The organism is Pistricoccus aurantiacus, from assembly GCF_007954585.1.
Lineage (GTDB): Bacteria > Pseudomonadota > Gammaproteobacteria > Pseudomonadales > Halomonadaceae > Pistricoccus > Pistricoccus aurantiacus.
This window is the reverse complement of the sequence record NZ_CP042382.1, coordinates 1192212-1215064: the sequence shown is the minus strand read 5'-3', so window position 1 is coordinate 1215064 and position 22853 is coordinate 1192212. Positions and strand designations below refer to the sequence as shown.

The window sequence follows — 22853 nt, the reverse complement described above, 5'->3', positions numbered from 1 at the left end:
ACTCTTGAACAATTTGTTATGCCTCATCTTCCAACAAGCACTGGAGCTTCCTTATGAAAGCACCACCATTTTTGTCATAAGGCAAAACAATTTTAATGTCTGTATAAACTGTCGGGTCCGATATATCGTCAAAGATTTCTTGAATAAGCTCCATAATATTCTCTATATCTTCGTGCCCAAACTGTAGGTTAAGAGGCTTGGTACCCATCAATGTCCTTAGATCATTATGAGCCAACAACTTTTGTCTCCACTGTTTGATACCAGTAGATACGTAAAGCTCATTCAACTTCTCTAGCTTGTCATTTAACTCTCGGCAATCACACTGCTTCACAATACGAGCTAGTGACAAGTTTTTATTTTTCCTCGTTTCTGCAGGATCAAATAAACAAGCGATACTTAGGCATAGTTTTTCTATGTAAGCTTTTTGAATTCGTGAGAACACCAATGAGTTGAACTTATTCAAAACATCTACTGATTCTTGCGAAGTAAATAGCTCGCTATACAACGTTAAATCAGTACACAAGTCCGTAAAGTATTTCTTGAGCACTGATAGCTCTTCCGGATTTACTTTGGATCGGTCAAATTCTACCCGCTTCGGTAAAGGCAAATTATTTGCTTTGCAGAAGTCATCATAAGATGCATATATTGAAACGTCAGATTTATCATCATTGCTAGTCAAAGTTTTCTCCATGAGGCATAACAGCAACTAGATAGACCGCTTCGATATTGCGGAAATCTGACCGCTTCATGTTTACGGTTGCTGGCTCCTAAGAGAGCCCATCTAATAATTTATAAAACAATAGCTTAGCCGACCATCCTGCTGGCTGCCACGTAATCATTTGACTTCTGTAATTTGCGCACACAATAATACTGTATAAAAATATAGTATTTATAGGAGTCTAGCCCATGCATGGGAAGCCGCTTCGATTACGCGATCAGGTCCGCGCCGTTATTCGCGTCAATCATTACAGCATCCGCACGGAAAAAACCTATTGGTACTGGATTCGCTATTTTATCCGCTTCCAGCAGATGAAACACCCGCGCGATATGGGACCATGCGAGGTGAATGAATTTCTAACCTGGCTGGCTGTTCACCGTAATGTCGCGGCGGCGACTCAGGCCCAGGCTCTGAATGCGCTAGTGTTTTTGTACAGCAAGGTACTCGACAAACCTCTCGGGGAAGTCGGCGAGGTTATCCGCTCAAAAAAGCCACGGAGACTACCGGTGGTGCTCACTCACGAAGAGGCGATGCGCGTCATCAATGAGCTCCGCCACCCCGATAACCTAATCGCTTCGCTGATGTACGGTGCGGGGCTTCGGGTTACCGAGGCGTGCAGGCTCCGCATTAAAGACTTGGATTTTAGCCAGCAAATCGTGACCGTCCGCGATGGCAAAGGCGCCAAAGACCGCACAACGCTGATGCCGGGAACGCTCATTGGTGAGCTCAAGTGTCATGTTGATAACATCTGCAAAGCCTGGAAGCAGCAAGACCCCGAGTATCATCATCCGGTGAGTCTGCCCTATGCCCTCTCACGAAAATATCCCAACGCTGGCCATTCCCTGGAATGGCAATGGCTCTTCTCCTCACCTTCGTTGAGTACCGATAATCTCGGTAATGTCGCACGCCATCACCGCCATATTACGTCGGTGCAGCGAGCTGTGCGTAATGCTGTAAAAGCAGCCGGTATCGGCAAGCCCGCAGGCTGCCACACCTTCCGGCACTCTTTCGCCACGGAACTGCTAAAACGCGGTAACGATATCCGCACGGTTCAGGATCTGCTCGGCCACGCAGACCTGCGAACCACCCAAATCTATACCCACGTCCTGGGGCAAGGCTTCGCTGGGGTTCGCAGTCCGCTGGGCTGAGAGTCAATCAGTGACTTCCACTCCAACTGGACTCCGTCTGATACTCAAGCACCCGTCCCCCATTACGGGCGCCGTGGCTTGGTCGTGCAGCGTCACCAAGGGCAGACGTCACGCTCAGCTCGGCGGCCAACTTTCGGCTAGTAGACGGACTTAACCGGACGCTTCCCTTTCGCCTTTTCGCCCGGCCCTTTGGGGTTTGCCCTTCAATCTCCGGATAAGCCCCTTCCCCTTCAACCCCCTTCCCTTACAACCCTTTGGGTGAGCCTTTTTCCTTTCCCTCGTTTCGGGGAATGTCTGCGCATTGGAGTTAACTTTCCATATCGCTCCGGAGCAGGCCCGTAGGCATCGTTCAGTGAACACCTCAGAACAAACGAGTAACTCCTATGAAGTCCTATGCTCCACAGTGTAGTGGTCAAGGGCTCACCATCAGCGCTCTGGAGCAGTTTGAAGACCATCGCAAGGCGCTCGCTACTTGGGGGACCATGAACAACCAGCACGATCAAAGCTACAAACTGCTGTTCAGCGAGCCAAGGACGGTGCGCGACCTGCTGACGGGGTTCGTGCGGGAAGCGTGGGTCAAGCAGCTGGATCTCGATTCGCTGGAGAAAGTCAGCAGCACCTTCGTGACCGACGATCTGCGCGATCGAGAGGACGATGTCATCTGGCGCGTGCGCTTCGGTGACGAGTGGCTCTACGTCTATTTGCTGATCGAGTTTCAGAGCACCGTCGATGCGTTCATGGCGCTACGCATCATGACCTACGTCGGGCTGCTGTATCAGGATCTAGTCAAACAGAAGAAGCTCACGCAGAGCGGCAAGCTGCCACCGGTGCTGCCCATTGTGCTCTACAATGGGGGAAAGCGCTGGAATGCGGCACGCAACGTCTCGGAACTGGTCCAGCCGGTACCTGGTGGACTGGAGCAGTATCGACCGGATCTGCCGTATTTGTTGTTGGACGAAGGGGCGATCGTGGCCAGCGAACAGTGGCCGAAGGAAACTCGCAACGTCGTGTCAGCCATCTTTCGGCTGGAATATCACCGCAGCCACCAGGACGCCATCGAGTTGATCGGTTTGCTGGTACAATGGTTGCAAGCGCCGGAACAGACCCGGCTACGCCGTCACTTCGCTCTCTGGATCAAGCGCGTACTGCTACCCAGCTGGGTGCCCGATGATGAAGAGGCCGAATGGCAGGCGCTGAACGACTTGAACGAGGTGCATAACATGTTGGCTGAACGTGCAAAGCAGTGGCCCGAGCACTGGAAACAGGAAGGGCGTCAAGAGGGCGAGGAGAAGGCCCGGCTCGAAACCGCTCGAAACCTGATCCGTGACACTTCCCTGACCGACGAGGCGATTGCCAGTGCAACCGGCTTGGATGTCGAGCAAGTCACTGAGCTTCGAACAGAGCTTAGGCATTGATAGAAGGGCTGACCACACCGATCGTCCGAATGGCGCGGTGCCCTTAAGCAAGCTATCCTTGATACTAGCGATATTTCACCTACGGCGGTGTCCCCGGGTCTCAAGGAGTGGCTTGGGAGCGACAACGCCAACGATCTAGTGGTTGGCAGTGACGGCAAAGGACTAACCTCCGAAGCGCACCTGAATGAAACATGGGAGGTATCACCATGAAACCCGCTGATCTTTGGACCCCCAAAGGCCGGCGTGCCGTCGGCAAGCTATCCCTTGACCTGCTCAAGATCACGGGGAAAGTGGCTGTGGCGGGTGCCGCTAGCTTGGTGGGGGCACTGGCAAGCGCAGCGGCATCCCCAGCCACGGACAACAAGCAAGAAGATAAGCCTTTCACCGAGCTCAGAGATGGCCCTGAGGGCATTGGATACTATCAAGGTGGTATAAAAGTCGAAGACTAAGAGCCGACGGAGATCGGCTCTTTGGTTTTGGCAGCTATTTGCCCTTAGTGGCCGCACCTTTGGCCATGTTTGCCCCCTTGTCCCCAGCAGCTTTTGCCCCTCTTGTTCCTGATTCCATACCGGAAGATATCGCACCACCGAGTCTGGTCCCTGCCCACCCAAGCACCGCAACCCAGATCCCCGGTAGGATCAGGAACGTCGCCCACTCGACGAAGGTCAGTACCAGCTTGTCGTAGCTGTTCTGCGCTGCAGCCAGATAGCCCATCTTCGCCGCGTCAGAGTTATAGATCAGGTCAACCAGGTTGGCGTTGATCCAGCGGGCCAGCTCCCACCAGAACGTCAGGAACCACAGGGCGAACAGCCCGAAGGTCGCTGTGCCAGCCACCTTGATCGAGTAGCCAGACACTACCATCACGAACGGCAGGCAGATCACCACGGCCATGATCAGGATGTACTGCACCATTGGCAGGGCGCGCTTGAGCATGTCCATGCCAACCTTGCCCATGACGCCTGCAACAGCGCCCCCCGCTGCACCGGCGGCCATGGAGAGGACGTCATCGACACTGCCATCGAGATTGCCATAGCCCGTGACCGCCATATCCTGATTGCCGCCGGCAGTGCCTGCACGGTGGCTGATCATCCGGCGAATCACGTAATCCTCGGCAGCGGAGCTGGTAAAGAGCGAACGCACGCTGTCCCAGACTCCCGGCTCTATCTCGTCATGCAGGCGGGCACGCAAGCCATTGTCACCGTCGGCCCACCACTCCTTGCAGCTGGGATAGCCTGGGCGACCTGGGCCGGTGCTGGGTCGCGCCTGATCGCGGCTGGCGTCATAGGGAAACCCTGCGATCGGTCGTCCGGCATAAATCGAATCGTAGTAGCCGGGCGTCTCCAGAAGCCACTTGCTGCCTAGCCAGTCGTGGTCCAGAGCAGCGAGCGCATCAATGGAACCGGTGTTGCCAGCCTGAAACAGCTTGTTGCGAGCAGCACCGTAGCACTGCCGCTTAAACTCTCCGAGCTCCTGCTTGAGGCCGGGGTCGGTGATCGATTGCGCATCGATCTCTGAGGTGAGGGCCTGTAGATCGGGCGCACAGGGGATGCTCGACACCGCCACATTGGTCACCCCCTTGGAGACCGCATGTACCAAGGCCCACCACAGCGGAATCTCGGCAGTCTGACCGCCGATCGAGTTCATTGTGTCGCTACCCCACGCCCCTTGCCCGATCACCGCGACATTGCACGAGCCCCCGCTGGCATCGGTACGTTCGATGGCATTCACCGGATTGAAGGAAAGGCTCATCATCGGCACGCAGGTAAAGGCGTAACACAGCACCATGGCGTAGAGCCGCGTCTCGATGCGCGCGATCAGCAACACCCCCTTGTTACCCTCGTCCTCGCCTTCCTGGCGCACCCGAAACCACTCCGAAGCAATCAGGGCGATGAACGGCATCAGGGCCAGCCCCGTCTGCATCAATGACGACCAGAGGGCGTTGTTCACCACCCAGCCGATCATCAGCATGACCGTCTCGAAATAGTCGTTGACGTTGAGATCGGCGGTCATGACGCCCCTCCCAGCCAGTCAATGAGATTGAAGATCTCGATACTCACCATGGCGCCGATGGCCAGCGCCTCGAGCCGCTTGAGGCGCGATCGCGCCTCGTCGCCACCATCGCGATCCTCGTTGAGTCGCTTTACCACGCGAGGTTTCCAAAGACGTACCCAGCCGACGATGAGCCCGGCATAGCAGGCCCAGCGCCACACGAACAACCAGGGCAATGCGGCCTGCCTGGCCGCCGCAAAGGCATCACGGCTGCCCAGCAGGTGAATGGCCAGCGAGACGACGACCCCGCTGATGAAGAACACGCCGACCAGCGCCACCAGAAAGACCAGCGGTGAGGGCCAGCGGCGCGGATCGATAAAGCGCTTGAACGCCATCAGTCTGCTCCATTAAGCGGGCGACCACGCTCATCCAGTACCGGATCCAGATAGAGTGTTTCATCAGGGCTAGAGCTAGTGGCGCGGTTCGTGGCACGGCGCAGGGCTTTCGTCGCCACATTGCTGGCCAGCGACTGACGGATTTCCATTTCGCTTTGCAGCAGCTCGATATCGCGGTTGAAGGCGTCGATCTTGCGATCCAGTACCGACATGCCCTCTTCGTTGCCCTCGATGCCGGGATCGCTTGAGCCGGCCATCAGCGTCCGGCGCGCCCACATGGCTTTGGTGAGCACTCTGGCCAGCGCCATTTCGCTGGCCAGGCGCTGGGCAAGCAATGGCCCCTGGGGGTCGGAGCGCATGGCCTCGATCACGCCGCGCGAGATGGCCAGGCCGTCACCTGCCGAGACGTCGTTGAGCTTGGCCTGGGTAATTTCACCCCCGCCCAGCATGTCGAGCAGGCTTGTGTGAATGGCCTGCTGCTCGTCCTCAAGCTCACGAATCAGGCCGGTACCGGCAATGGATTGCGATTTTTCACAGCCGTCACAAGTCCGAAGCTCGGTGTCGCCCACGATCTTCGTCGTCCACTCGGCGGCGTCGCTCGGAGAGCCCCACAGGATGCACATGCCACCATGGCAATCGTCCCCGGCTCCGCTACTTCCGCCACCGCCAGCGATACCGCCACCGCCAACCCAGTCGCCGCTAGAGGTAGCTATTGACCCCCAGCCGCCGCCACCACCCGAAATGGCATCGTTGGACGTTGGGTCGGTGCGCCCGTGTAGTGAGTTGTAGCCAGCGGTCGCGGTATCTGACACAACGCGCACCGGGGGCTGCCCGACGCCGCCGCGCTTCTGGCCGCCTACCCAGGTGCGCCCACCATCGCCAGCTTCGCGTTCGGCAGTTTCCTGAGCAGCCACGGCATCAGTGTTAGAGGCGGCGATGTCCTGCCAGTTTTCGGCCATCGCCGCCTGTTGCATTCGCCCACCGACAGTGGCATCCGCCAGCGCCTCGGACATGCGCTGACACGACAGCTTGGACTTGTCAAAATCCAACCGGCCCTGGAGCACACCATTGGTGAGCAGGTCATAGAGCGCCGGGTTCGAGCGCTGGATGATCATCGCCGGCAGGCTCGCCACCGCTCCAGTGGCGTTCTGAACCACATTCCCCATCATGTTCTTGAAGCCGTCGGTCACGCCATTGAGCTGGTTCGATACCGTCGCCCCGATGTCGAAGTTGCCGCAGGTCGCATTGATGTTCCAGCGAACCCCTGTCCCTTGAATGCGAGGGCCATGTCCGACGCCGGCAGACGCCCCGAAGGGCAACGCGCCGCCAATGTCGTAGTAGAGGTTGTCTGCAGACTGCGCCTGAGCCAGCGCTGGCGTTACCAGTGCTACCGAGAGCACCAGGCTCTTTAGGATGCGTCGCTTCACGGCTTACCCTCCGGTGAAAAACAGCAGTTTCTTGCCGCGCTTCTTGCAACAGCGATAGGGCCGCCACAGCGTCCAGGCATAATCGCCAGGGTCGCGCAGCAGGTTGTTCTCCCCCCCATCCGGGAAAATCGAGCACGACATGGTCTTGTCGGGCTCCAGGCGCTGCCACTTGTGCGTGCTGGCGTCGCCCTCCATGACTGGATCGGGCGGCCAACGCCCGCTATTGTCACCGCCGCGAGGCACCAGAGGCGAGTAGACGTGCGGCTGACCGCGGCGCGTAACAATATCGGCGGCACGCTGCGCGGTGGTCGCGGCGGTCTTGTAGTCGTGGGTCTGGGAGACAAACCCGCTGCGGGGGTAGATCGGGCTCCATAAGTCACCCAGAGTCCCCATTTCGCGCCTGCCGGGAATCAATGCCTCGGGATAGGCCATCTCGGGAATGCCGGAACGCCAGGCCAGTGCATCCAGCGTGGACAGGAAGTACGGCTTGAACGGCACCGCAGGCGAGTCACAGGACCAGCCGAAGTTACTGATGAAGTCGTAAAACGCTCCGCCGGGATGGCCAATCGCATCCGTGTTCTTGAAGCGCGTATTGACGTGCTCGTGCGCCACCCGCACATCACTCGATCCACCGCCCAGGGCATCGCCGAGCGGCGGTGAGAGCATGGCGATCTCGGTCCAGGGGTTGTCGCCGGTATTTTCATACGACGACACCACCAGCTCGGGGATATAGTGCTTCACACGGATCGAGGTTCTTACCGTGCAGCCAAACGATGAGCAGCGAAGCCAGACGCAAATGCCAATCACCTCATAATCCAGGCATTCCGTGCTCAACGAGGATGCAATGATCTCCGGCGTCGTAATGGCCCGCGCCTGGGGCGCTGGCATCATACTGGTCAACCCGATCACCAGGGCGGCGACCAGTGTGACGGGAAGTGGTGTCCGTATACGTCTCATTGACGACTCCTTCGCGCCTGCTCAATTTCCTCAAGCGCCGCTTGCACATCGGGCTCGCCATAGACGACATACTCACTGTCGACGACGACAGCCGGCACCTTCTCAACGCCCAGCATCCAAGCGCGTGCCACGCCGGTATACAGCTCGGCGTAGCGCTTGAACGCGGCCTGCCACTCTGAATTATTCATGCGCGCCTGCAGCACCTGCTCGGCCTGCTCAGGATCCGCCGGCAGACCCTGTGAGATTTGTGCATCCAGCCGCGCCGGCGCATCCAGCTCCACGACCACAGCGGCGTCGGGAAGATTGACCACCGGCTCGCCGGCGATGGTGAACACCTCGACGCCGGCAGCAGCGGCGCTGCACCAGGCCGCCGTGGCGACAGTGCAGAGGATTGGTAGCGCAGCATGTGGCCGGAGAGAAGCAATGGGCATAGGTCGGCTCCCATGAATGGATCCAACCTAGAGGTGTATCGGGAAAGAGGGTCAGAGGCAGCAGAGAATGTTAAATGGATCGGGTAGGGTTTTAGTTGGATCCCGCAGCATGTTGCGACTTGTTGCCGTGGCCATTCTCTCGCTATCTTGATGACTAGGATGAATGACTAGGGGGTACAGCAATGCGCTCAGAAGAAATTTCAAAGACACAGTTCAAAGCCCGCGCGCTTGAAATACTCCGTCAGATCGAAGCCTCGGGGGAGCCGGTCATCGTCACCGACAAGGGGCGACCCGCTATAGAGGTGCGTCGATACCGGTCCGATCAGCGCTTGCCACTGGAGCGTCTGCGCGGCAGTGTTCTAAAGCTGGTCGGGCCGTTCGAGCCGGCGGGCGACGGCGACTGGGAAGCTTTAAAGTCAGCTCCCCGGAGAGCTGGGTGAGACCAACGCCAAGCTGCCAGCCACCAGTGCTTGTCGCCACTTCGCCGAGAGGGTCGCTTGCAGCAGCCCCTCACTGAGAAAGCCAATCACCCCTGCATTTCCTGATAGCGTTCTAAACAGAGTGGCTTCATCACCCTGAACAGCACTGCCATCCAGATGGTAGGCAAAATCAAGACTCCCTTGCTCGGTGCTACTCGACTCAACAATGACACCCCTGCCCGAGGTGAGAAGCCCCACATCACCACAGCCAAACAGCACTGGCGGCGCAGCATGTTTTAGCTGCACCTCCAACTGCTCGGGATATTCGGGATCAGAGCGAGTAATGATCCATAAACCGGCGCGCAGCCATTTTTCTACTGCCAGCGCCATGCCTACACCACGCCGCAACAGGTACTTGATGCGCTCCACGGTTATGCTGGAACCATCCCATTCGCATAGCATCGGCTTGCTCTCAATCTGGAGCAGATCGACAGGCGTAAACCCTCGCTCATGAAGCCATTGCGAAAACTGACTCCACTCGACCGGGGTCAACGGATTTACTGTATCCCTGGTGGCTTTACCGAAATAGCAAGTCAGCAGCAGCGTGGCCTGCGCTGCAGGGGTTAGCGTCACCGAATGATCACTGTTCATGGCACTGCTTCCTCGACCGCTTGAATCAGCTGTTCTGCAGGCACATACCCTTCCCCCATCTCACCTGATGGCAATATGATCGTGGGCGTTCCCTGCACCCCAAACCGCTGTCCCAGCTGAAAGTCCTGATCAATCGCCGCCTGGCAATCCTCTGTCGGTGTGACCTCCAGATGCTGGCCAGAGAATACCGCTGTCATCGCACCCTGCGGGTCTGCGGAACACATTACCTGCGTCAGTTGATGGGCGGCTGGGGATTCTCGAGCAGCACGCGAGAAAGGGATGTAATGCACCGTGATGCCAGCAGCCGTCAGCTGATCAAGTTCCTGGTGCAGCCGCTGGCAGTAGGGACAGGTCGTGTCGGTGAACACCGCGACCTCCCCCACTGGCTCGCCCTGGGCGGGATAGCTCACCGTGTTGTTCTTCTCGATCGCTACGCTCAGCTGGTCCAGCCGTTTTTGACGGTTGTGCTGCTCGGTGACATTGATGAGCCCATCGGACGCGTTGTCATAAAGGCTACCCACCAGCATGTGGCGCCCCTGGGCATCGCTGTAGAACGTGTCACCGTTGCGCAGCCGTACCTCATAGATTGGCCCCTCGATCGCGACGCGACGGACCGACTCGGGAGTCAATGCCTGGCCATTGATCGTGAGCTGCTGCAGCGATGCCGGGGTTTCATCATTAAGCTCTGCCAGTGCCGTCGAAGAGGCCAGTATGGCCATGCTCGCAACGACCGGTATGAATGCCATCGACAAGCGCCTCACCGCAACACCTCCAGGCTTGCCAGGCCAGCATCACCGCCGTAGCGTTCAATGGTCCAGCAATCGTTGAGGGTGATCGCCGGCAGGGATAGAGACTCATGGATGTCGACATGGCGGCACCCCTCGCGAATCGACTCGTCAACGCACGCGCGCCTCACTGGCGAGACCCCCTGAGACTTGAGCCGTGAGAACCGGTTGCGTCCGATCTCAGGCGTGGCGTGTTCATTGCTGAAAAACTCGCTCTGCGTCCACCAGTTGGCCACGTCCATGGAATACACCTGACCGACACCCTTGTTGAAGGCCAGGTCCAGGCGATGCGAGACCTGAAAACTCCCCGGCGGCACGCCAGGCGCCGCGACGGTCCAGTGAAAAACAACTTCCCCTGCCAGCTGATCCTCCGGCAGGCTGACGAAGTGCCCGAGATGACAGTCGTCGGATCCCCCAACGAAATACAGCTGGTTGGGATAGGGCTGTCGGATGATCCAGCCACTCGATGGGCTGACGGGCTCGTTGAGCCAGCTGAGCGTGATCGTCAGCGAGATGTCGCCCGGCACGACACGATCAAACGGATCAGTCTGAAGTGCTGGCAGCAGATGCAGCGTGCGCCGCTGTGCATCCGTGCTCATGGTCTGAGTGATTCTGAATGGTGACATGCAACCTATCCTTTTTCCTGAGGCACGAGGTACGGCGCAAGGCGTGCATGAATATCTTGAGCATCGTATCGACCGCTGGCTGCAAAGCGCACCAGCGGGATGCCCGCCGCCGCAAACGCCCGATCCTTGAAACGGTCGCTGCGTCTTCGATCACGGCGCAGGTGGCTACGATCATCGAGCTCAATGGCGAGCAGCACATGTCCCCCACGCGGCTCACACAGCACCATATCCACGTGTTTCGCGCTGATTTGACGGAAGTAACGCCACCACCGCTGATCGTTGGAGTAACGCTTGCGAAAGCGCACCTTGAGCACGTCGGCGAGCCGAACCTTGCAGGCGATCATCGTTTGTGCCCCCACGGCACGATGCAGTGCGGCATAAAATGCCTGCTCGGTCGGCGTATTGAGGGCGCCTCGGGAGGCATAGGGCAACTCTGCCCGACCGAACACCACCCGCTGGATGCGCCTCACGCCCAAAGTGAGCGCGGTCAGGATCAAGGCAAACGAAGCAAGCACCAGAGCAAAGAAAGTCACGTCGTTCCAGGTCACGAGGCTACTCCGATGCCAAGGGTTCAAGCCCGCGCAGTTGGTCGAGCCTCTCCGCCACCTTGATCGCCGCATCGAGCTCAGAGCAGTCCAGATCGCGCATGATCTCGGCCCGCTCGGCCTTCTCCTCCGGCTCGGTGCCGGCCAGCGACAGATACAGACTCGGCGGCACGACGCGAAACAGCGATTGCAAGCGCCCGCCCAGCACCACCCCTTCGGTGTACTTGCCGGATGCCTTGGTCGCCGACTCGATCAGCAGGCGCTGGTCATCGGTGAGCGTCTTGAAGCGCGCCACCTCGGCGATCTCGTTGGGCGGCATGTTGAGCAGCAGCCACCACTCCAGCATGTTGAGCATCTTGGCCGACACGTCCGGGAAGTCCTTGACGTTCTGGGTCGCCAGCCACAGCCAATGGGCGAGTTTACGCCCCATCTTGGCCACGCCAACCAGGAAGGGCGCCAGTAGCGGGTTAGCCGTCAGCAAGTGGCACTCGTCAATCACCTGCACGATGGGCCGACCGCTGTATTGGTCGCGCTCGGCCATGGTGGTAATCATGTTGGTGATCGACATCACCGCGAGTGCCAGCTGCGCCTCATAGCCGGGGTTGGCGTAGTGCGCCAGGTCGATGAGCGTCACGTCACACTCGGGCCAGGTTTCGCCGGTCCGGTTGAACACCTGCCCATCGAACCCGTCGCAGAACATGCCGATGCTCTCACCCATCGTATAGGCGCGCCGACGACGCTCCTCGGGAATGTTCTCGTCACGTGAAAGCTCGTAAAATGCCTGTCGCACGTCCTCCGACAAGCACTGGCGATCTTCGGCGTGGGACATCTCGGCGGCAATCATCACCGCATCACGCACCATGCGGTTGTCGGCGCGCCGATAGTCCGCTTCCTCCTTGGCATCACCGCCAGTGATCATCAGTCGCGCCATCATCTCCATCTCACCCAGCAGATCACGCTCGGCATCCTCGTCGTCGTCATCGGTGTTGATCGCCTCGAGCATCGCCTCCGGGCTGGCCGCCGGCTCATCGGGTGATTCGCCATAGTCCTGTCGGTCGCGCACCACGCGTCGCGCCAGAACCTCGGGATCCAGCAAGCGATGCGCATCGGCAAACGGCGGCAGCTTGGCGTTGGCCCCCGGTGCCAGCTTCACCTTGTTGACCGACATCCCCATGCGCTCGAAATAATCGACCAGCAGGCCGAAGGAGTTGCCCTTTTCGATGATGAACAGGCGCGGACGGCGCATCGCCATCACCTGACCCAACATCGAGTTCAGGGTGGCCGACTTGCCCGCCCCAGTGGGGCCGAACACGAACATGTGGGCATTCTGCTTGCGGTCGAGCTGGTGCAGCGGATCAAACGTCAACGACTCGCCGCCCCGGTTGAAAAAACTGATACCCGGATGCCCCGTGCCCCGCGCGCGCCCATAGAGAGGCGCCAGGTTGGCCAGGTGCTGAACGAAATTGAAACGGGTGTACCAGCGGTTGTTTCGATCGATCTCGGGATCGAAGTTCATGGGCAGCCAGCGCAGGTAGGTGTTGAGTGCCGCCACCTCGTTTTCCGGCTCGACCGGTTTGAGGTCGGCGGTGCTGAGCTGGGTTGTCAGATCCAGGACACGCTGATCCAACTCCCTCTCATCATGGCCATTGACAAAAAACGCCAGGGCCGACTGATACATCTTGTGATCCTTGCCCAGAAACTCGCGTGCCCGATCGCAGTCTTCCCGCACGTTCTCGGCCAGCACGCTATCGCCCACCGCCTTCTTGCGCAGCAGCTCGATGTGGCTCTCCAGAGGCTCCTGGGGGATCGCCACGATGGTCATGCACGCCTCGACACCCAACGGCAAGACATCGAAGGTGGCGTTGCGTACCGATGTCTGCCCGCGCGAGATTTCAGCGGTCAGGTGCCCCACCTTGGGCACCTTGCGCAGCTCCTCGACGGGGATGACCCGCTGCGGCTCACCGTCGAAGTACCAGAGCCCCGACTCCGCGTCGGCACGCGGGGAGCTGGCCAACATCCCCTCAGAAAGGTCGTAAGACCACATCTGCTCATCGGGGTCGTCGCCAGGATAGTCGAAGATGTCGTAAAAACGCTGCGGATCGTCGGGTGCAAATGCCGGACGCGGATTGAAGCGCGGCATCATCCAGCGATGGAAATCACGACCATTGTAGCGGCGCACCGGCAGGCCGGCGCTGGCCAGCTTGGCTTCCAATTTGCTAAAGACATGATTGATCATCGCCTCCGGCGACAGGCGCGAGCGTCGCTCGCCGAGCTTTGCCTTGCCCTGTCCCGACCAACGGTAGAGCACCAGGCGCGTGCGCCGCGTCTGACCGCGCCAGACGGTCTGGGTGATGATGTCATCCTCGAACAGCCCATCGGGCCTGGAGATGGCCCTGAAGTGCGCCTCCATGCTGCCCAGCCACGCCTGTGTATACGGGGTTTCCTTGAGCGCCTCCGGGATCGAATCTCGAATGCGCTGGAGATCCTCGCGCGGGTCCGTGTCGTCCTTGGTGTAGAGCTGGACCACCCACTGCTGAGCATCGAGCTCGGGCAGGCTATCCTGGAGCGCCGACTCGATCTGGTCGCGCACTGCCACCAGGGCCTCTAGCGAGCGCCCCTCGGACGGCGCCGGAGTGATCTCGGCGACCACTCCCAGCGACACCCCGTCCTCGAGCAGAAAGCAGCCCGACGCGGGCAAATACTCTGCCCAGGGCAAACGACTCGCAAAGGAAGGCGCACGCTCATAGCTGCGACGGATATTGGCAATACTGGGCAGCTTGCCGCGCGGCAGCGACAGGGGCCGCCCCGTCTCGTCGGTCAGCAAGGCGCGGGCATTGGGCACCTCCTGCGGCGGTGCGGCATCGTCTCCTGCAGCGCTCGGCGCGCCTTCACTGGCGGACGCCCCCTTGGCGGGGAATAAACGGCTCATGAAGTCATTGAATGAAGACATCAACGCGTCCTCCCTGCTGGACGTGCGCCCTCACCGGGCATTGCATACTGCGGTGTGCTGTAAAGTGGAAACACGCTCGAATAGCCGGGTACCGGTATCGACTCACTGCCCCCCGCCAAGTGCGGGTAGATATAGATCACCAGGTCCGGGTTGGGCAGGCGCGAAAACTGGCTGTGAATCTCATTGGCCGCATCACGCGTGTAGCGCGTGCGCTCATCATTCATCTGCGCCGCGCCAATCGGACGACGCAACACACCACGTGCCGACTCGACCGCTTGAGCGCTTGGGCCGCCGGGCGAAGCCGAGCCACTGGCCTGGCTGGAGCCTTGCTTCCACAACTCCTGCATGGTCACGCCGTTGGTGGGCATCAACTCATCCTTGGACGTGGCACAGCCGGACAGCAGCGCCATGCCGACGAATGCCAGCGTGACCCAGGCGGCACGATGCGTTGTCAAGAAGTCAGTCGAGCGCGATTGTGGTTGCGGTTGACGTGTCATAGCGCACCTTCCTCCCCTCGGTCTCATAGTCGATCGGCAGCTGCTTGTTGATATGAATGGCCACGTCCTGGCCGGGCGGCACATACACGGCAGCGAATGCTTCGCCGTAGAGCTTGTTGACCCACTGGCTCATATCGCTGATGCCCTGGCTCATGATCTGGCCTGCCGCCTGACTGCCGCTCATGGCCTGAGAAATCGAGCCATCGGCACCGATCGTGGTGATCGATCTCGCATCGTCATCGGCGAGCAGAGTCGCCACGCCGGCGCCGGCGGCGGTGAGCAGGCTCTGGGTGCCCAGGTACTGTTGGGCATTGCTGCGACGCACACCGCTGATGCAGGGCAGGCCCGCCTGATCGCTGATCCAGCCGATCGAATTGCCACCCCCGATGGTCTGGCTGTGACGGTTGTCATTCCCGCCGCCGCCTTGGTTGACGTCCTCCGGTGACGGCACGGTCCGGACCGTGCCGTCCGCGAAGACGAAGGTCAGGCTGGAGATGTTTCCGCGCACACAGGAAAGCGTCCAATCCCCCGTTGCGGTACCGCTGGCAACGGCGGCCTGCACCTCGGGGAGCTCGATGCCGTTGGCGGTCAGGTTGTCCTTGCCGATCATGACCTTGAACGGATAGGGGTCGTTGACGGTGCCATCCACTGGCACACGACCCAAAAGCGCGGTCATGGCCAGCGACCCCATCAGCGTCGAATTCTCGGGGATGGTATAGATCGGCTCGACCGTCGACGCGTCAGGCTGGCCCGTGACACTGGAGCGCACGGCGCTGGATGTGCGTGATGCCGTGTCGCCCACACCCTCTGCCGCTGCCTTGAATGAGGTCGGAAACGCAGAGCTCCCGCCCTGGCGACGACTGCCCGCGCGGCCTTCGTCCTGGCGCTGGTCCATCGGCTCGACCCAGGCAAGATCACCCACCCTTGAGCCGGATGGACTGCCGCCTTCGAGTCCAAGACCGATCGGCAAGTCATCGTCAGCGCCGCTACCGGCCTGATCATCAGGTATCAGGCGGTTAAGGCGCTGCTCAAAACGAGACAACAAGGATTGCTCGTTCCGCTCGCGAATGCGCTGCTGGCGTTCGCGCTCTTCGCCAATCGCTTTATCAACGGCACGGTCAACATTGGACGCCCGCTCGGCCAGACGCGCGTTTTCCTCGACCAGACTGTCGACGCGCTCCTGATCACGCTGACGCTCGCGATCCCAGGCGTTCATCTTGCCAACCAGCGTGGCCACGGTGTCCTTTGACGAATCACCACTGATACCCAGCGCGTCCATTTCCTCCCGCGTCAGGGTGCGCGTGGGGTCCTCTTGTGACGGCTGCCTCTCATCATCATCGCTGCTACACCCCTTGACGACGACCATGCTCATGACGATAAGCAGCAGCGGCACACCGAACTTGAGCAGCATGTTGCCCCGGAGCGTCATGAGTCACCTCCCAGCGGCAGCGCCTGAGCCAGCGATACCCCGTTGGTCACGATAAACACCGTCGTGGTGTCCTCGAGACTGCCGCGACGTCCCAGCGTGGGATGCATGAAGGCGGCGCTATACAGCTCGCCCTGAAGCCAGCGCGGGTCCAACTCGAAGGTGCGCACCGGATCACGGTTGATGAGCTTGACCGCCGTGACGGTCCAGGCGTTGAGCTTCCAGGCCGCCACCGGCGTCGCCTTGACCGGCAGCGAAGGCATCAGCGACGGCATGCTGGCCGGCAGGCGCATCGCCACCCGATTGAGCCCCGGCACCGGCTGAATCGTCCGGCTGGGTGCATAGAGGGACTGTGCGGCAAAGCGTGTCAGCGCCACAGGCGCCGGCAGACCGAGCGCCCCATCAGCGCCCTGATCACTATCCGCTGTCGATCGATTGCCCTCTTGTGAAGCGGCCTCGTCATGACTGCTCGCGACTCCACCGTCGGGAATCACCACCTTGATATCTTCAGCGCTGGCCCCGCTTTCCTTGGCGGTCAGATCGAGCAGTACGACCTCATTGGTCTCGACGTCCTGGATACGCACCCGCTGGGTATCGAAGGGCTGGCTCGCCTTGAGATAAATGGCCCCGCCTGCACTTTGCACGCGCAAGATATCGGCGCTGGCAATCTCCCGTGGAAGCCCGACACGCACGTTGCGGTCCAGCACGATGACGCGCTCGCCGCCCACCGGCAAATCAACAGGGAGCGGCTTGCGATCCCAGTGCAGGATTTCCACAGCATGCGCCTGAAGCGCCATGCTCAGCAGCAAGGCGCACAGTCCGCCTCGCAATAACGCTGTCTTGAGGCGGTTCATCAGTCCTCCTCCTGTCCGGGAATCTCCAGACGCTGTGCCGAGCGTGCCAAACAGTTGATCTTCATGCCCCAGGGATTGCCTTCGGGGTCGTCCTCGGCACGCACGACGCTCATCGGGAAGCGCATGTAGACATCGCGAATCGGCGTCCCGGCGTAGGTCTCAAGAACAGCAAGATCGAGATTCACAACCCATTCGTCGCGCGACACGATCTCGACCGAACCCGGCCCGGACGGGTCGTTGCTGAACCCGCGTCCGGGTATCTCGAAGATGCTGCGCTCACGCCGGTCCAGTTCGTTGCGCCGCTTGCGGGCACGATAATCTTCCTCGAGTTCGACCTGGCAGGCCGGAGTGAGAAACGGCGAATAGGCGTAGAGATTGCGCTTGTAATCCGCCTCACCGTTGGCGGGCCAGCGATTGATCTGCTGCCAGACGTAGGTAGTGAAGGCATAGACGGCTGACGGTGGCTTCTCCCACCACTTCTGCGTCGAGCCGGTGCGCAAATCGGGAGGAATGGAAATGGTTAAATCTTTCGGCGCGTTCTGCCAGCCAAACCACAGAGCACCGCAGCCAATCACCAGCAGGAAAATAACGGCGCGTAGCGTGGTGATATGGGCATCGCGCGCTCCCAGCGCATTGCGTAGACGGCTCATCGCAGTCCTCCCGGTCCCCGTGGTTCGCGCCCAACGCGATACACGCTGGAGCGGGTGATCAGGCGCTCGCCGCCGAGCGCAATGCCCCAGGTCGCGAGCCTGTAGGTGATTTGTCGATACAGCAGCGACGCCGGTCGCCCCCGTCGAATCCGGCGCATGACGGTGCCACCGGCCACCAGTGCCAGTGCCATGAAAGCCACCCCAACGGTAGGCGCCATGGCGGGCATGCCCATGACGATCGCCAGTGCGATCCCCGGCAGCAACCCGCCGAGAAACCCGCTAATCGCCATGATCCCCACTTCACGCAGCGTCATGCCCCGGAATACCACCGGGGGGTCATTGATGCGCTTGGGGATGAAATCGATGCTCGCCATGACGCTTACCTCTTTACTGAGAAAGAATCGGCCCGGCTTCGGTGGCCAGCCAGATGACGACCAGGATCAGCACGACGCCAACGAAGGCGGTCACGCCGAACTTGGTCCACTCGCCGCGCTGACGACCTTCGTTGAACGACGCGAGGCAACCAATACCCACCCAGATAAACGCGGCGGTGGACAGCAGCAGGCCGGCAAGAATGAAGCCGTCGTACATGTAGCCCTGCGCCGTTGTACGAATGCCGCCACTGCCCTGCGTCGGCTCTTCAAGCGTCGGTAGTTCCGCTAACGCCACACCAGGCACGACGGCACTCGCCAGCACGACCAGCCGCTGGCACGCAGACGTGAACACGTGGGAAGTACGCTTCATAACTGTTGTAAATTTCATGTGAACATCCTCATTGCAATGGAAGGCCCACCTGGACCCGTTGGTGCCGCCCCAAGACGAGGCGCGTCGACTGGCAGCATTAAAGAAGCAGCCAGAAAAACAGCAAGATCAGCACAAGTGCTTTCACACTCACTACCGCGAGAATGTCGCCATCGACCCGCCCCCTGGCATAGCCGCGATAGGCCGACACAAAAATCCAGCCGGCAGCGATCAGAATCCCCGCGAGACCCACGCCGGCGATCAGTAAATAGAGCTCCCCCTCCCCCATGCCGGAACCGGCCTGAAACGCCCCCATCACTGCCCCCGATCATCGAGATAGTCGCCAACAAGTGGCCGTGGCCGGCGCGGCAGCAGCCGATCCGGGGCGAGATAGGTATCGATGCCGGTGGTGATCGAATCGAGGTCCGCCCGCAGCCGGGGAATATCGAAATAGAGTCGCGTCGTTGCCGGATCGGCTTGGCGTTGACGGGCATCGACGCGCGCGACGACCACCTTGATCTGCTCGATCTGTGTCTGGATCAGGGCCAGGTCGCGACGCTGAACCTCATCGACATCGTCGGCCTGAGCAGAAATCGATATCGTGCTGGCCAGGAGCAACCCCAGCAGCAGAAATGACTTGCCCGGAGAGCCCTTGCCGAAGAGAGGAGTGTATTTGCGCAGCGTCATGATGGAGTCCAGTCGTGAGTGGTGACGACATGGCCCCATGGTCAAGGGATGGGCTGGCGAGATCAGCCCGAAACGTTAAGCGAAACAGACGGGTATTCTTCACTGAGCCGCTGAAATGCGCGACTATAGCCGCCGGGAGCTAAAAGCCCGAACACATTGACGAGGACATGCACATGAGTGAAAGGAAGCGTCTGGAAGACTATGACTTCAGCCATACCCGGCACTCGACCCACAGTGATAATGACTCACCCCACCCCGGTATAAGGGGGACGATTCTTTTTCGTGTGGTGGAAGGTGCGCCGGTGGCGCTATATCGTGCCCATGACGATGCTCAAGCCGAACTGGTTGTCTCGCGTTACGATCTTTTTCAGTATGAAGGGGGATACGCATGGGGGTACCAGGGCACGGGTCCCCAGAGTTTGAGCCACGCCCTGGCGGCGCTTGTTTACCCGGCTATTTTCGACCGTGGTGTCCTTGCCGATAAGGCGCGGGAGATTCTGGAAAAAGTGGTGTCCCAACTCCCCCAGGGTGCCGAACCGAACATTCCGGTGTCGCACATCTATCAGGAGTGCGGTGAGCCTGAGCTGATCGAATGACCCTTGGGACTTCGCCCCAGCAGCGACGAGGCGGAATCGATCAGAGGTACTTCTTGAAGCTCGCGGTGGCAATAGCAATCATCAGCCCGAACAGCAGCGCACAGGGCAGCAAGAACAGGTTGGGATGGATCGAGAACGGCAGCGACAGATAGATCAGCCAGCCGGTCAGAAAGATGGGGGTCACCGCGCGCTTGGCATGATGATAGATAAACGCCGATTCGCGACCGGCACCGAAGCGGCGCAGGTCACGGCTGACCAGCCCGTCGGTAAAGCCGACGATCGCCGCCAACAGGAACAGCGGCGACGTCAACGTGAGGATCACGCAGCGCGTCAGCGTCATGAGCGTGACGAACATCGCCGCCTGCAGGTAGGTTCTGATCGTTGCCGCCCAGCCACCGCTGTCCGCCCCCTGCTCGACCCAGCCGGCAATACCCGTCTTGACAAACACCCACTCATGGCCGGTGTTGACGACGCAGGTGGCAAACTCGACCGGCGACGAGACCAGCAGCGAGCGCGTGAACTGGCTGTCCAGATACCCCATCTCGGAGATCATGGTCTGGCGGGCATGTTCGGCGCCGGCCTGGCTAAACCAGTCGAAGTAGATGCCGAGCCATTCGATCGCGATTGAACACACCATCGAAATCAGCAGGATCCAGAACAGCGTGAACGGCAGCTTCAGCAGCGACCCGATCACGCCGCTGCGTTTTTTCTCGACGCGCCGCGCCGGCGCTTCATCCCTCGCCATGATCATTCATCTCCGCACTGCCCTCGAGCGGGGTATCGAGCGGCTCCTCGACAGGCATCCAGCGGTCCTGAGCACGCGCTTCGTGCGGCTGTGGCGGCAACTCAAAGTCCAGATCGATCGGCGGCGGCATCACCGCCTCCCACCACTGGTCGCCGGTGATGTACTTGGCCCGCATGCGCGTGGCAATGTCCGCGACATCCTTGGGCACATTCTCGGTCTTGTCCGGCAAGGGCAGTGGCATACGGGTCTTCCACAGTTGCCCCCCTTCAAGCAGGGCAAATGCCTGCCCCTTGGGCAGATTGATAATGTCGTTGGAGACGAGCATGTCGACCGACTCGGTCCCGATACGGTCACCGGCGGAGCTCGAGAAGTCCTGATCCGAGCTGACGTCAGCGTTGTCGCTGGCCATGGAGACCATCAGCCGCGTCGACACATTGACCTTGGGCAGCTGTTCGGTGAGCAGCCGCGCCGTGCGCTCTTCGCGCACCCGCAGCATGATCAGGTTGTTGAAGTTGCCTATCACCTGCCCGGCCTTGGCCACGGAGCCGATGCGCGCTTCGATGTCAGAGAGCGTCTGGGTGTAGGCCGTCACCTGGATGCCGGCCCCGCCGCCCTTGTTGATCAGCGGGATGAACTCATCGCCCATCAGCTCGTTGAACTCGTCGCAATGCAGGTTGATCGGCAGCTTCTTGTCCGTGCCGCTGCTGGCACCAGGAAGCCCATCTTCGGCGCCAAACTTGTAGATGTGACCCGCGACCGAGACGATGTCGGCGAACATCGAGTTGCCCACCGCCTGGGCGACCTCGAAGTCGCTCAGGGCATCCAGCCCCACATAGACGATGCCGCGCTTACGAATGATCTGCTGCCAGTCGATGATGGGCCGGTCGTCTTCGATGTCGTCATAGTCGGGCGATAGCAGCTCGGCGATCTTGCCGCTGGTCAGCTTCTCAAGCAGCGGCAGCAAGGATGCCACGATCTTGTCGAAGTAGGTCTTGTCGTAGCGTACCGCCGACAGCAGGCCGTCCAGTACGGGGTCGGTCAGCGCCTCGATTACCTCTGGCTGCTGTAGGTACTGGACGATCGCCGCCACGCGCTTGTGGCGCCCCCTCATGTTGAGCGGTGTATTGCGATCGTTGAGCGTGCCCTCGATCTCGGTGATCTGCTGGTTCGACCCCGGTATCTGCGTCTCCAGCGTCTCCTGGACATACTGAATCAACAGCGCATCGATATTCACCACGTCGGCCAGGATCTGACTGTAGCTCGCCCGTTCGCCCAACGCATGACGGGCGCGGGCCACGATGTTGACGAACCGCCAGGCGAACTGCCGAAACGCAGCGCTATCGCCCTCACCCGACAGCTGCCCGGTCACCCGAGTCGGAATCTCCGACAGCCGCGAGAAGCGTCCCACGGCGTTATAGCGGCAGGATACGTCCGGCCAGCCCAGGTGGAAGATATAGAACTCATCGCCGCGTCCCGCCTTGTGCGCTTCCGCGTACATGCGCATCATCAGGTCGGCGTCGCCTTTGGGGTCGAAGCAGATGGTGATGTCGCCACGATGAATGTCCTGCGTGATCAGGATCTCGGCCAGGCGCGTCTTGCCTACCCGCGTCGTGCCCTCGACCAGGGTGTGTCCCACCCGCTCGCCCAGCGGCATCCAGACGTCGTGCTCTTTCCACTCGACCGCGTGCAGCGCCGGCACACCGCCGACCGGCGGCAGTGGGCGCACCGGATTGAACGGCGAGTCCCAGCGCAACACGTCGGCGATACGCTGACCGAACACGCCGCTTTCCAGGCGATGCTCCAGCCGCCGCGCTCGCTGATACCAGACAGTCGGTTGTACATAGGACTCGGCAGCGGGTTGTGCCGACTCATGCAGCCGCTGGGTGTGCCGCGCCTGCCATTTGAAGCCCTTGCCGAGCCACAGGTTACGCTTGCTCACCGGAATCTTGCGCGCCGGCAAGGCGAAGCGCGGCAGCCGCCGCATGTTGCGGCGATAGCGCAGCACCACCCATGCCTGACGAAAACGCCAGACCCCGAAGGTAGCGAAGCCGGCAGCGGTGATAATCCCCACGCTCGGCGCAAGAGCCAGCGACCAGGGAGCATACAGGCTCAGCACGGCACAGCCGGCGCATACCGCCACGGTGTAGAGCTCAACGGCGGGACGAAGCAAGGATTCAAGCGGATGTTTACTGCTCATGTGG

Annotated in this window: 25 protein-coding genes; 3 read left to right on the top strand and 22 right to left on the bottom strand. The window is 60.3% G+C overall.

The window, feature by feature from the left end; all coding sequences use genetic code 11:
• Positions 1-16: 16 nt before the first annotated feature.
• Entirely contained in the window at positions 17-679 is a 663-nt protein-coding gene (locus FGL86_RS05890) for an AbiU2 domain-containing protein (RefSeq protein ID WP_147183715.1), read from the bottom strand.
• Between the two features lie 227 nt (positions 680-906).
• Here FGL86_RS05890 and FGL86_RS05885 point away from each other — a divergent pair, with 227 nt between their 5' ends.
• Together FGL86_RS05885 and FGL86_RS05880 are read left to right on the top strand one after the other, a co-directional pair.
• The gene (locus tag FGL86_RS05885; protein WP_147183714.1) at positions 907-1866 is read left to right on the top strand and encodes an integron integrase; all 960 of its coding nucleotides are present in this window, start codon (positions 907-909) and stop codon (positions 1864-1866) included.
• A gap of 383 nt (positions 1867-2249) precedes the next feature.
• Positions 2250-3281, top strand: a complete 1032-nt coding sequence (locus tag FGL86_RS05880) for an Rpn family recombination-promoting nuclease/putative transposase (protein WP_246131740.1) — start codon at positions 2250-2252, stop codon at positions 3279-3281.
• A gap of 483 nt (positions 3282-3764) precedes the next feature.
• Here the strand turns inward: FGL86_RS05880 and FGL86_RS05875 are convergent, their stop codons facing one another.
• The 19 genes from FGL86_RS05875 to FGL86_RS05785 all read right to left on the bottom strand — a co-directional run bounded on the left by FGL86_RS05875 (position 3765) and on the right by FGL86_RS05785 (position 19311).
• Positions 3765-5291 (bottom strand): conjugal transfer protein TraG N-terminal domain-containing protein, encoded by a 1527-nt coding sequence (locus FGL86_RS05875; protein WP_147183713.1) that lies wholly within the window; start codon positions 5289-5291, stop codon positions 3765-3767.
• Positions 5288-5665, bottom strand: coding sequence for a hypothetical protein (locus tag FGL86_RS05870; protein WP_147183712.1), 378 nt, complete (start codon positions 5663-5665; stop codon positions 5288-5290). Before FGL86_RS05870 ends, FGL86_RS05875 begins: the two co-directional genes overlap by 4 nt.
• The gene (locus FGL86_RS05865; protein ID WP_186764482.1) at positions 5665-7092 is read right to left on the bottom strand and encodes a hypothetical protein; all 1428 of its coding nucleotides are present in this window, start codon (positions 7090-7092) and stop codon (positions 5665-5667) included. The genes FGL86_RS05870 and FGL86_RS05865 overlap by 1 nt, the downstream gene beginning before the upstream one ends.
• A gap of 3 nt (positions 7093-7095) precedes the next feature.
• Positions 7096-8049, bottom strand: coding sequence for a TIGR03756 family integrating conjugative element protein (locus FGL86_RS05860; protein WP_147183711.1), 954 nt, complete (start codon positions 8047-8049; stop codon positions 7096-7098).
• Entirely contained in the window at positions 8046-8480 is a 435-nt protein-coding gene (locus FGL86_RS05855) for a TIGR03757 family integrating conjugative element protein (RefSeq protein WP_147183710.1), read from the bottom strand. The genes FGL86_RS05860 and FGL86_RS05855 overlap by 4 nt, the downstream gene beginning before the upstream one ends.
• A 416-nt stretch (positions 8481-8896) precedes the next feature.
• Positions 8897-9550: an LOG family protein gene (locus FGL86_RS05845; protein ID WP_147183708.1), complete on the bottom strand. Its 654-nt coding sequence runs from the start codon at positions 9548-9550 to the stop codon at positions 8897-8899.
• Complete coding sequence (locus FGL86_RS05840; RefSeq protein ID WP_147183707.1) at positions 9547-10296, bottom strand: DsbC family protein; 750 nt, start codon at positions 10294-10296, stop codon at positions 9547-9549. Before FGL86_RS05840 ends, FGL86_RS05845 begins: the two co-directional genes overlap by 4 nt.
• A gap of 11 nt (positions 10297-10307) precedes the next feature.
• Positions 10308-10961, bottom strand: a complete 654-nt coding sequence (locus FGL86_RS05835; RefSeq protein WP_147183706.1) for a hypothetical protein — start codon at positions 10959-10961, stop codon at positions 10308-10310.
• Positions 10879-11046 (bottom strand): hypothetical protein, encoded by a 168-nt coding sequence (locus tag FGL86_RS18375; RefSeq protein WP_425468313.1) that lies wholly within the window; start codon positions 11044-11046, stop codon positions 10879-10881. Before FGL86_RS18375 ends, FGL86_RS05835 begins: the two co-directional genes overlap by 83 nt.
• Positions 10967-11509: a DUF2726 domain-containing protein gene (locus tag FGL86_RS05830; RefSeq protein WP_186764481.1), complete on the bottom strand. Its 543-nt coding sequence runs from the start codon at positions 11507-11509 to the stop codon at positions 10967-10969. Before FGL86_RS05830 ends, FGL86_RS18375 begins: the two co-directional genes overlap by 80 nt.
• A gap of 4 nt (positions 11510-11513) precedes the next feature.
• Positions 11514-14456, bottom strand: a complete 2943-nt coding sequence (locus FGL86_RS05825; protein WP_147183704.1) for a conjugative transfer ATPase — start codon at positions 14454-14456, stop codon at positions 11514-11516.
• Positions 14456-14953 (bottom strand): TIGR03751 family conjugal transfer lipoprotein, encoded by a 498-nt coding sequence (locus FGL86_RS05820; RefSeq protein WP_147183703.1) that lies wholly within the window; start codon positions 14951-14953, stop codon positions 14456-14458. The genes FGL86_RS05825 and FGL86_RS05820 overlap by 1 nt, the downstream gene beginning before the upstream one ends.
• On the bottom strand, positions 14916-16382 hold the full coding sequence (locus FGL86_RS05815) for a TIGR03752 family integrating conjugative element protein (RefSeq protein ID WP_147183702.1): 1467 nt from the start codon (positions 16380-16382) through the stop codon (positions 14916-14918). Before FGL86_RS05815 ends, FGL86_RS05820 begins: the two co-directional genes overlap by 38 nt.
• On the bottom strand, positions 16379-17233 hold the full coding sequence (locus tag FGL86_RS05810; RefSeq protein WP_246131739.1) for a TIGR03749 family integrating conjugative element protein: 855 nt from the start codon (positions 17231-17233) through the stop codon (positions 16379-16381). Before FGL86_RS05810 ends, FGL86_RS05815 begins: the two co-directional genes overlap by 4 nt.
• Positions 17233-17883: a PFL_4703 family integrating conjugative element protein gene (locus tag FGL86_RS05805; RefSeq protein ID WP_147183701.1), complete on the bottom strand. Its 651-nt coding sequence runs from the start codon at positions 17881-17883 to the stop codon at positions 17233-17235. Before FGL86_RS05805 ends, FGL86_RS05810 begins: the two co-directional genes overlap by 1 nt.
• Positions 17880-18257, bottom strand: a complete 378-nt coding sequence (locus tag FGL86_RS05800) for a TIGR03750 family conjugal transfer protein (RefSeq protein WP_147183700.1) — start codon at positions 18255-18257, stop codon at positions 17880-17882. The genes FGL86_RS05805 and FGL86_RS05800 overlap by 4 nt, the downstream gene beginning before the upstream one ends.
• Positions 18258-18270: 13 nt before the next feature.
• Complete coding sequence (locus FGL86_RS05795; RefSeq protein ID WP_246131738.1) at positions 18271-18645, bottom strand: TIGR03745 family integrating conjugative element membrane protein; 375 nt, start codon at positions 18643-18645, stop codon at positions 18271-18273.
• A gap of 79 nt (positions 18646-18724) precedes the next feature.
• Complete coding sequence (locus FGL86_RS05790; RefSeq protein ID WP_147183699.1) at positions 18725-18940, bottom strand: DUF3262 family protein; 216 nt, start codon at positions 18938-18940, stop codon at positions 18725-18727.
• Positions 18940-19311 (bottom strand): integrative conjugative element protein, RAQPRD family, encoded by a 372-nt coding sequence (locus FGL86_RS05785; protein ID WP_186764480.1) that lies wholly within the window; start codon positions 19309-19311, stop codon positions 18940-18942. The genes FGL86_RS05790 and FGL86_RS05785 overlap by 1 nt, the downstream gene beginning before the upstream one ends.
• A gap of 173 nt (positions 19312-19484) precedes the next feature.
• On the opposite strand from FGL86_RS05785, the gene FGL86_RS05780 reads away from it, so the two are divergent.
• Positions 19485-19907, top strand: a complete 423-nt coding sequence (locus tag FGL86_RS05780) for a DUF6166 domain-containing protein (RefSeq protein ID WP_222433797.1) — start codon at positions 19485-19487, stop codon at positions 19905-19907.
• A 40-nt stretch (positions 19908-19947) separates the two neighbouring features.
• Here the strand turns inward: FGL86_RS05780 and FGL86_RS05775 are convergent, their stop codons facing one another.
• Both FGL86_RS05775 and traD read right to left on the bottom strand, forming a co-directional pair.
• Positions 19948-20652, bottom strand: coding sequence for a TIGR03747 family integrating conjugative element membrane protein (locus FGL86_RS05775; protein ID WP_147183697.1), 705 nt, complete (start codon positions 20650-20652; stop codon positions 19948-19950).
• Complete coding sequence (gene traD, locus FGL86_RS05770) at positions 20639-22849, bottom strand: type IV conjugative transfer system coupling protein TraD (protein WP_147183696.1); 2211 nt, start codon at positions 22847-22849, stop codon at positions 20639-20641. The genes FGL86_RS05775 and traD overlap by 14 nt, the downstream gene beginning before the upstream one ends.
• Between the last annotated feature and the right edge of the window lie 4 nt (positions 22850-22853).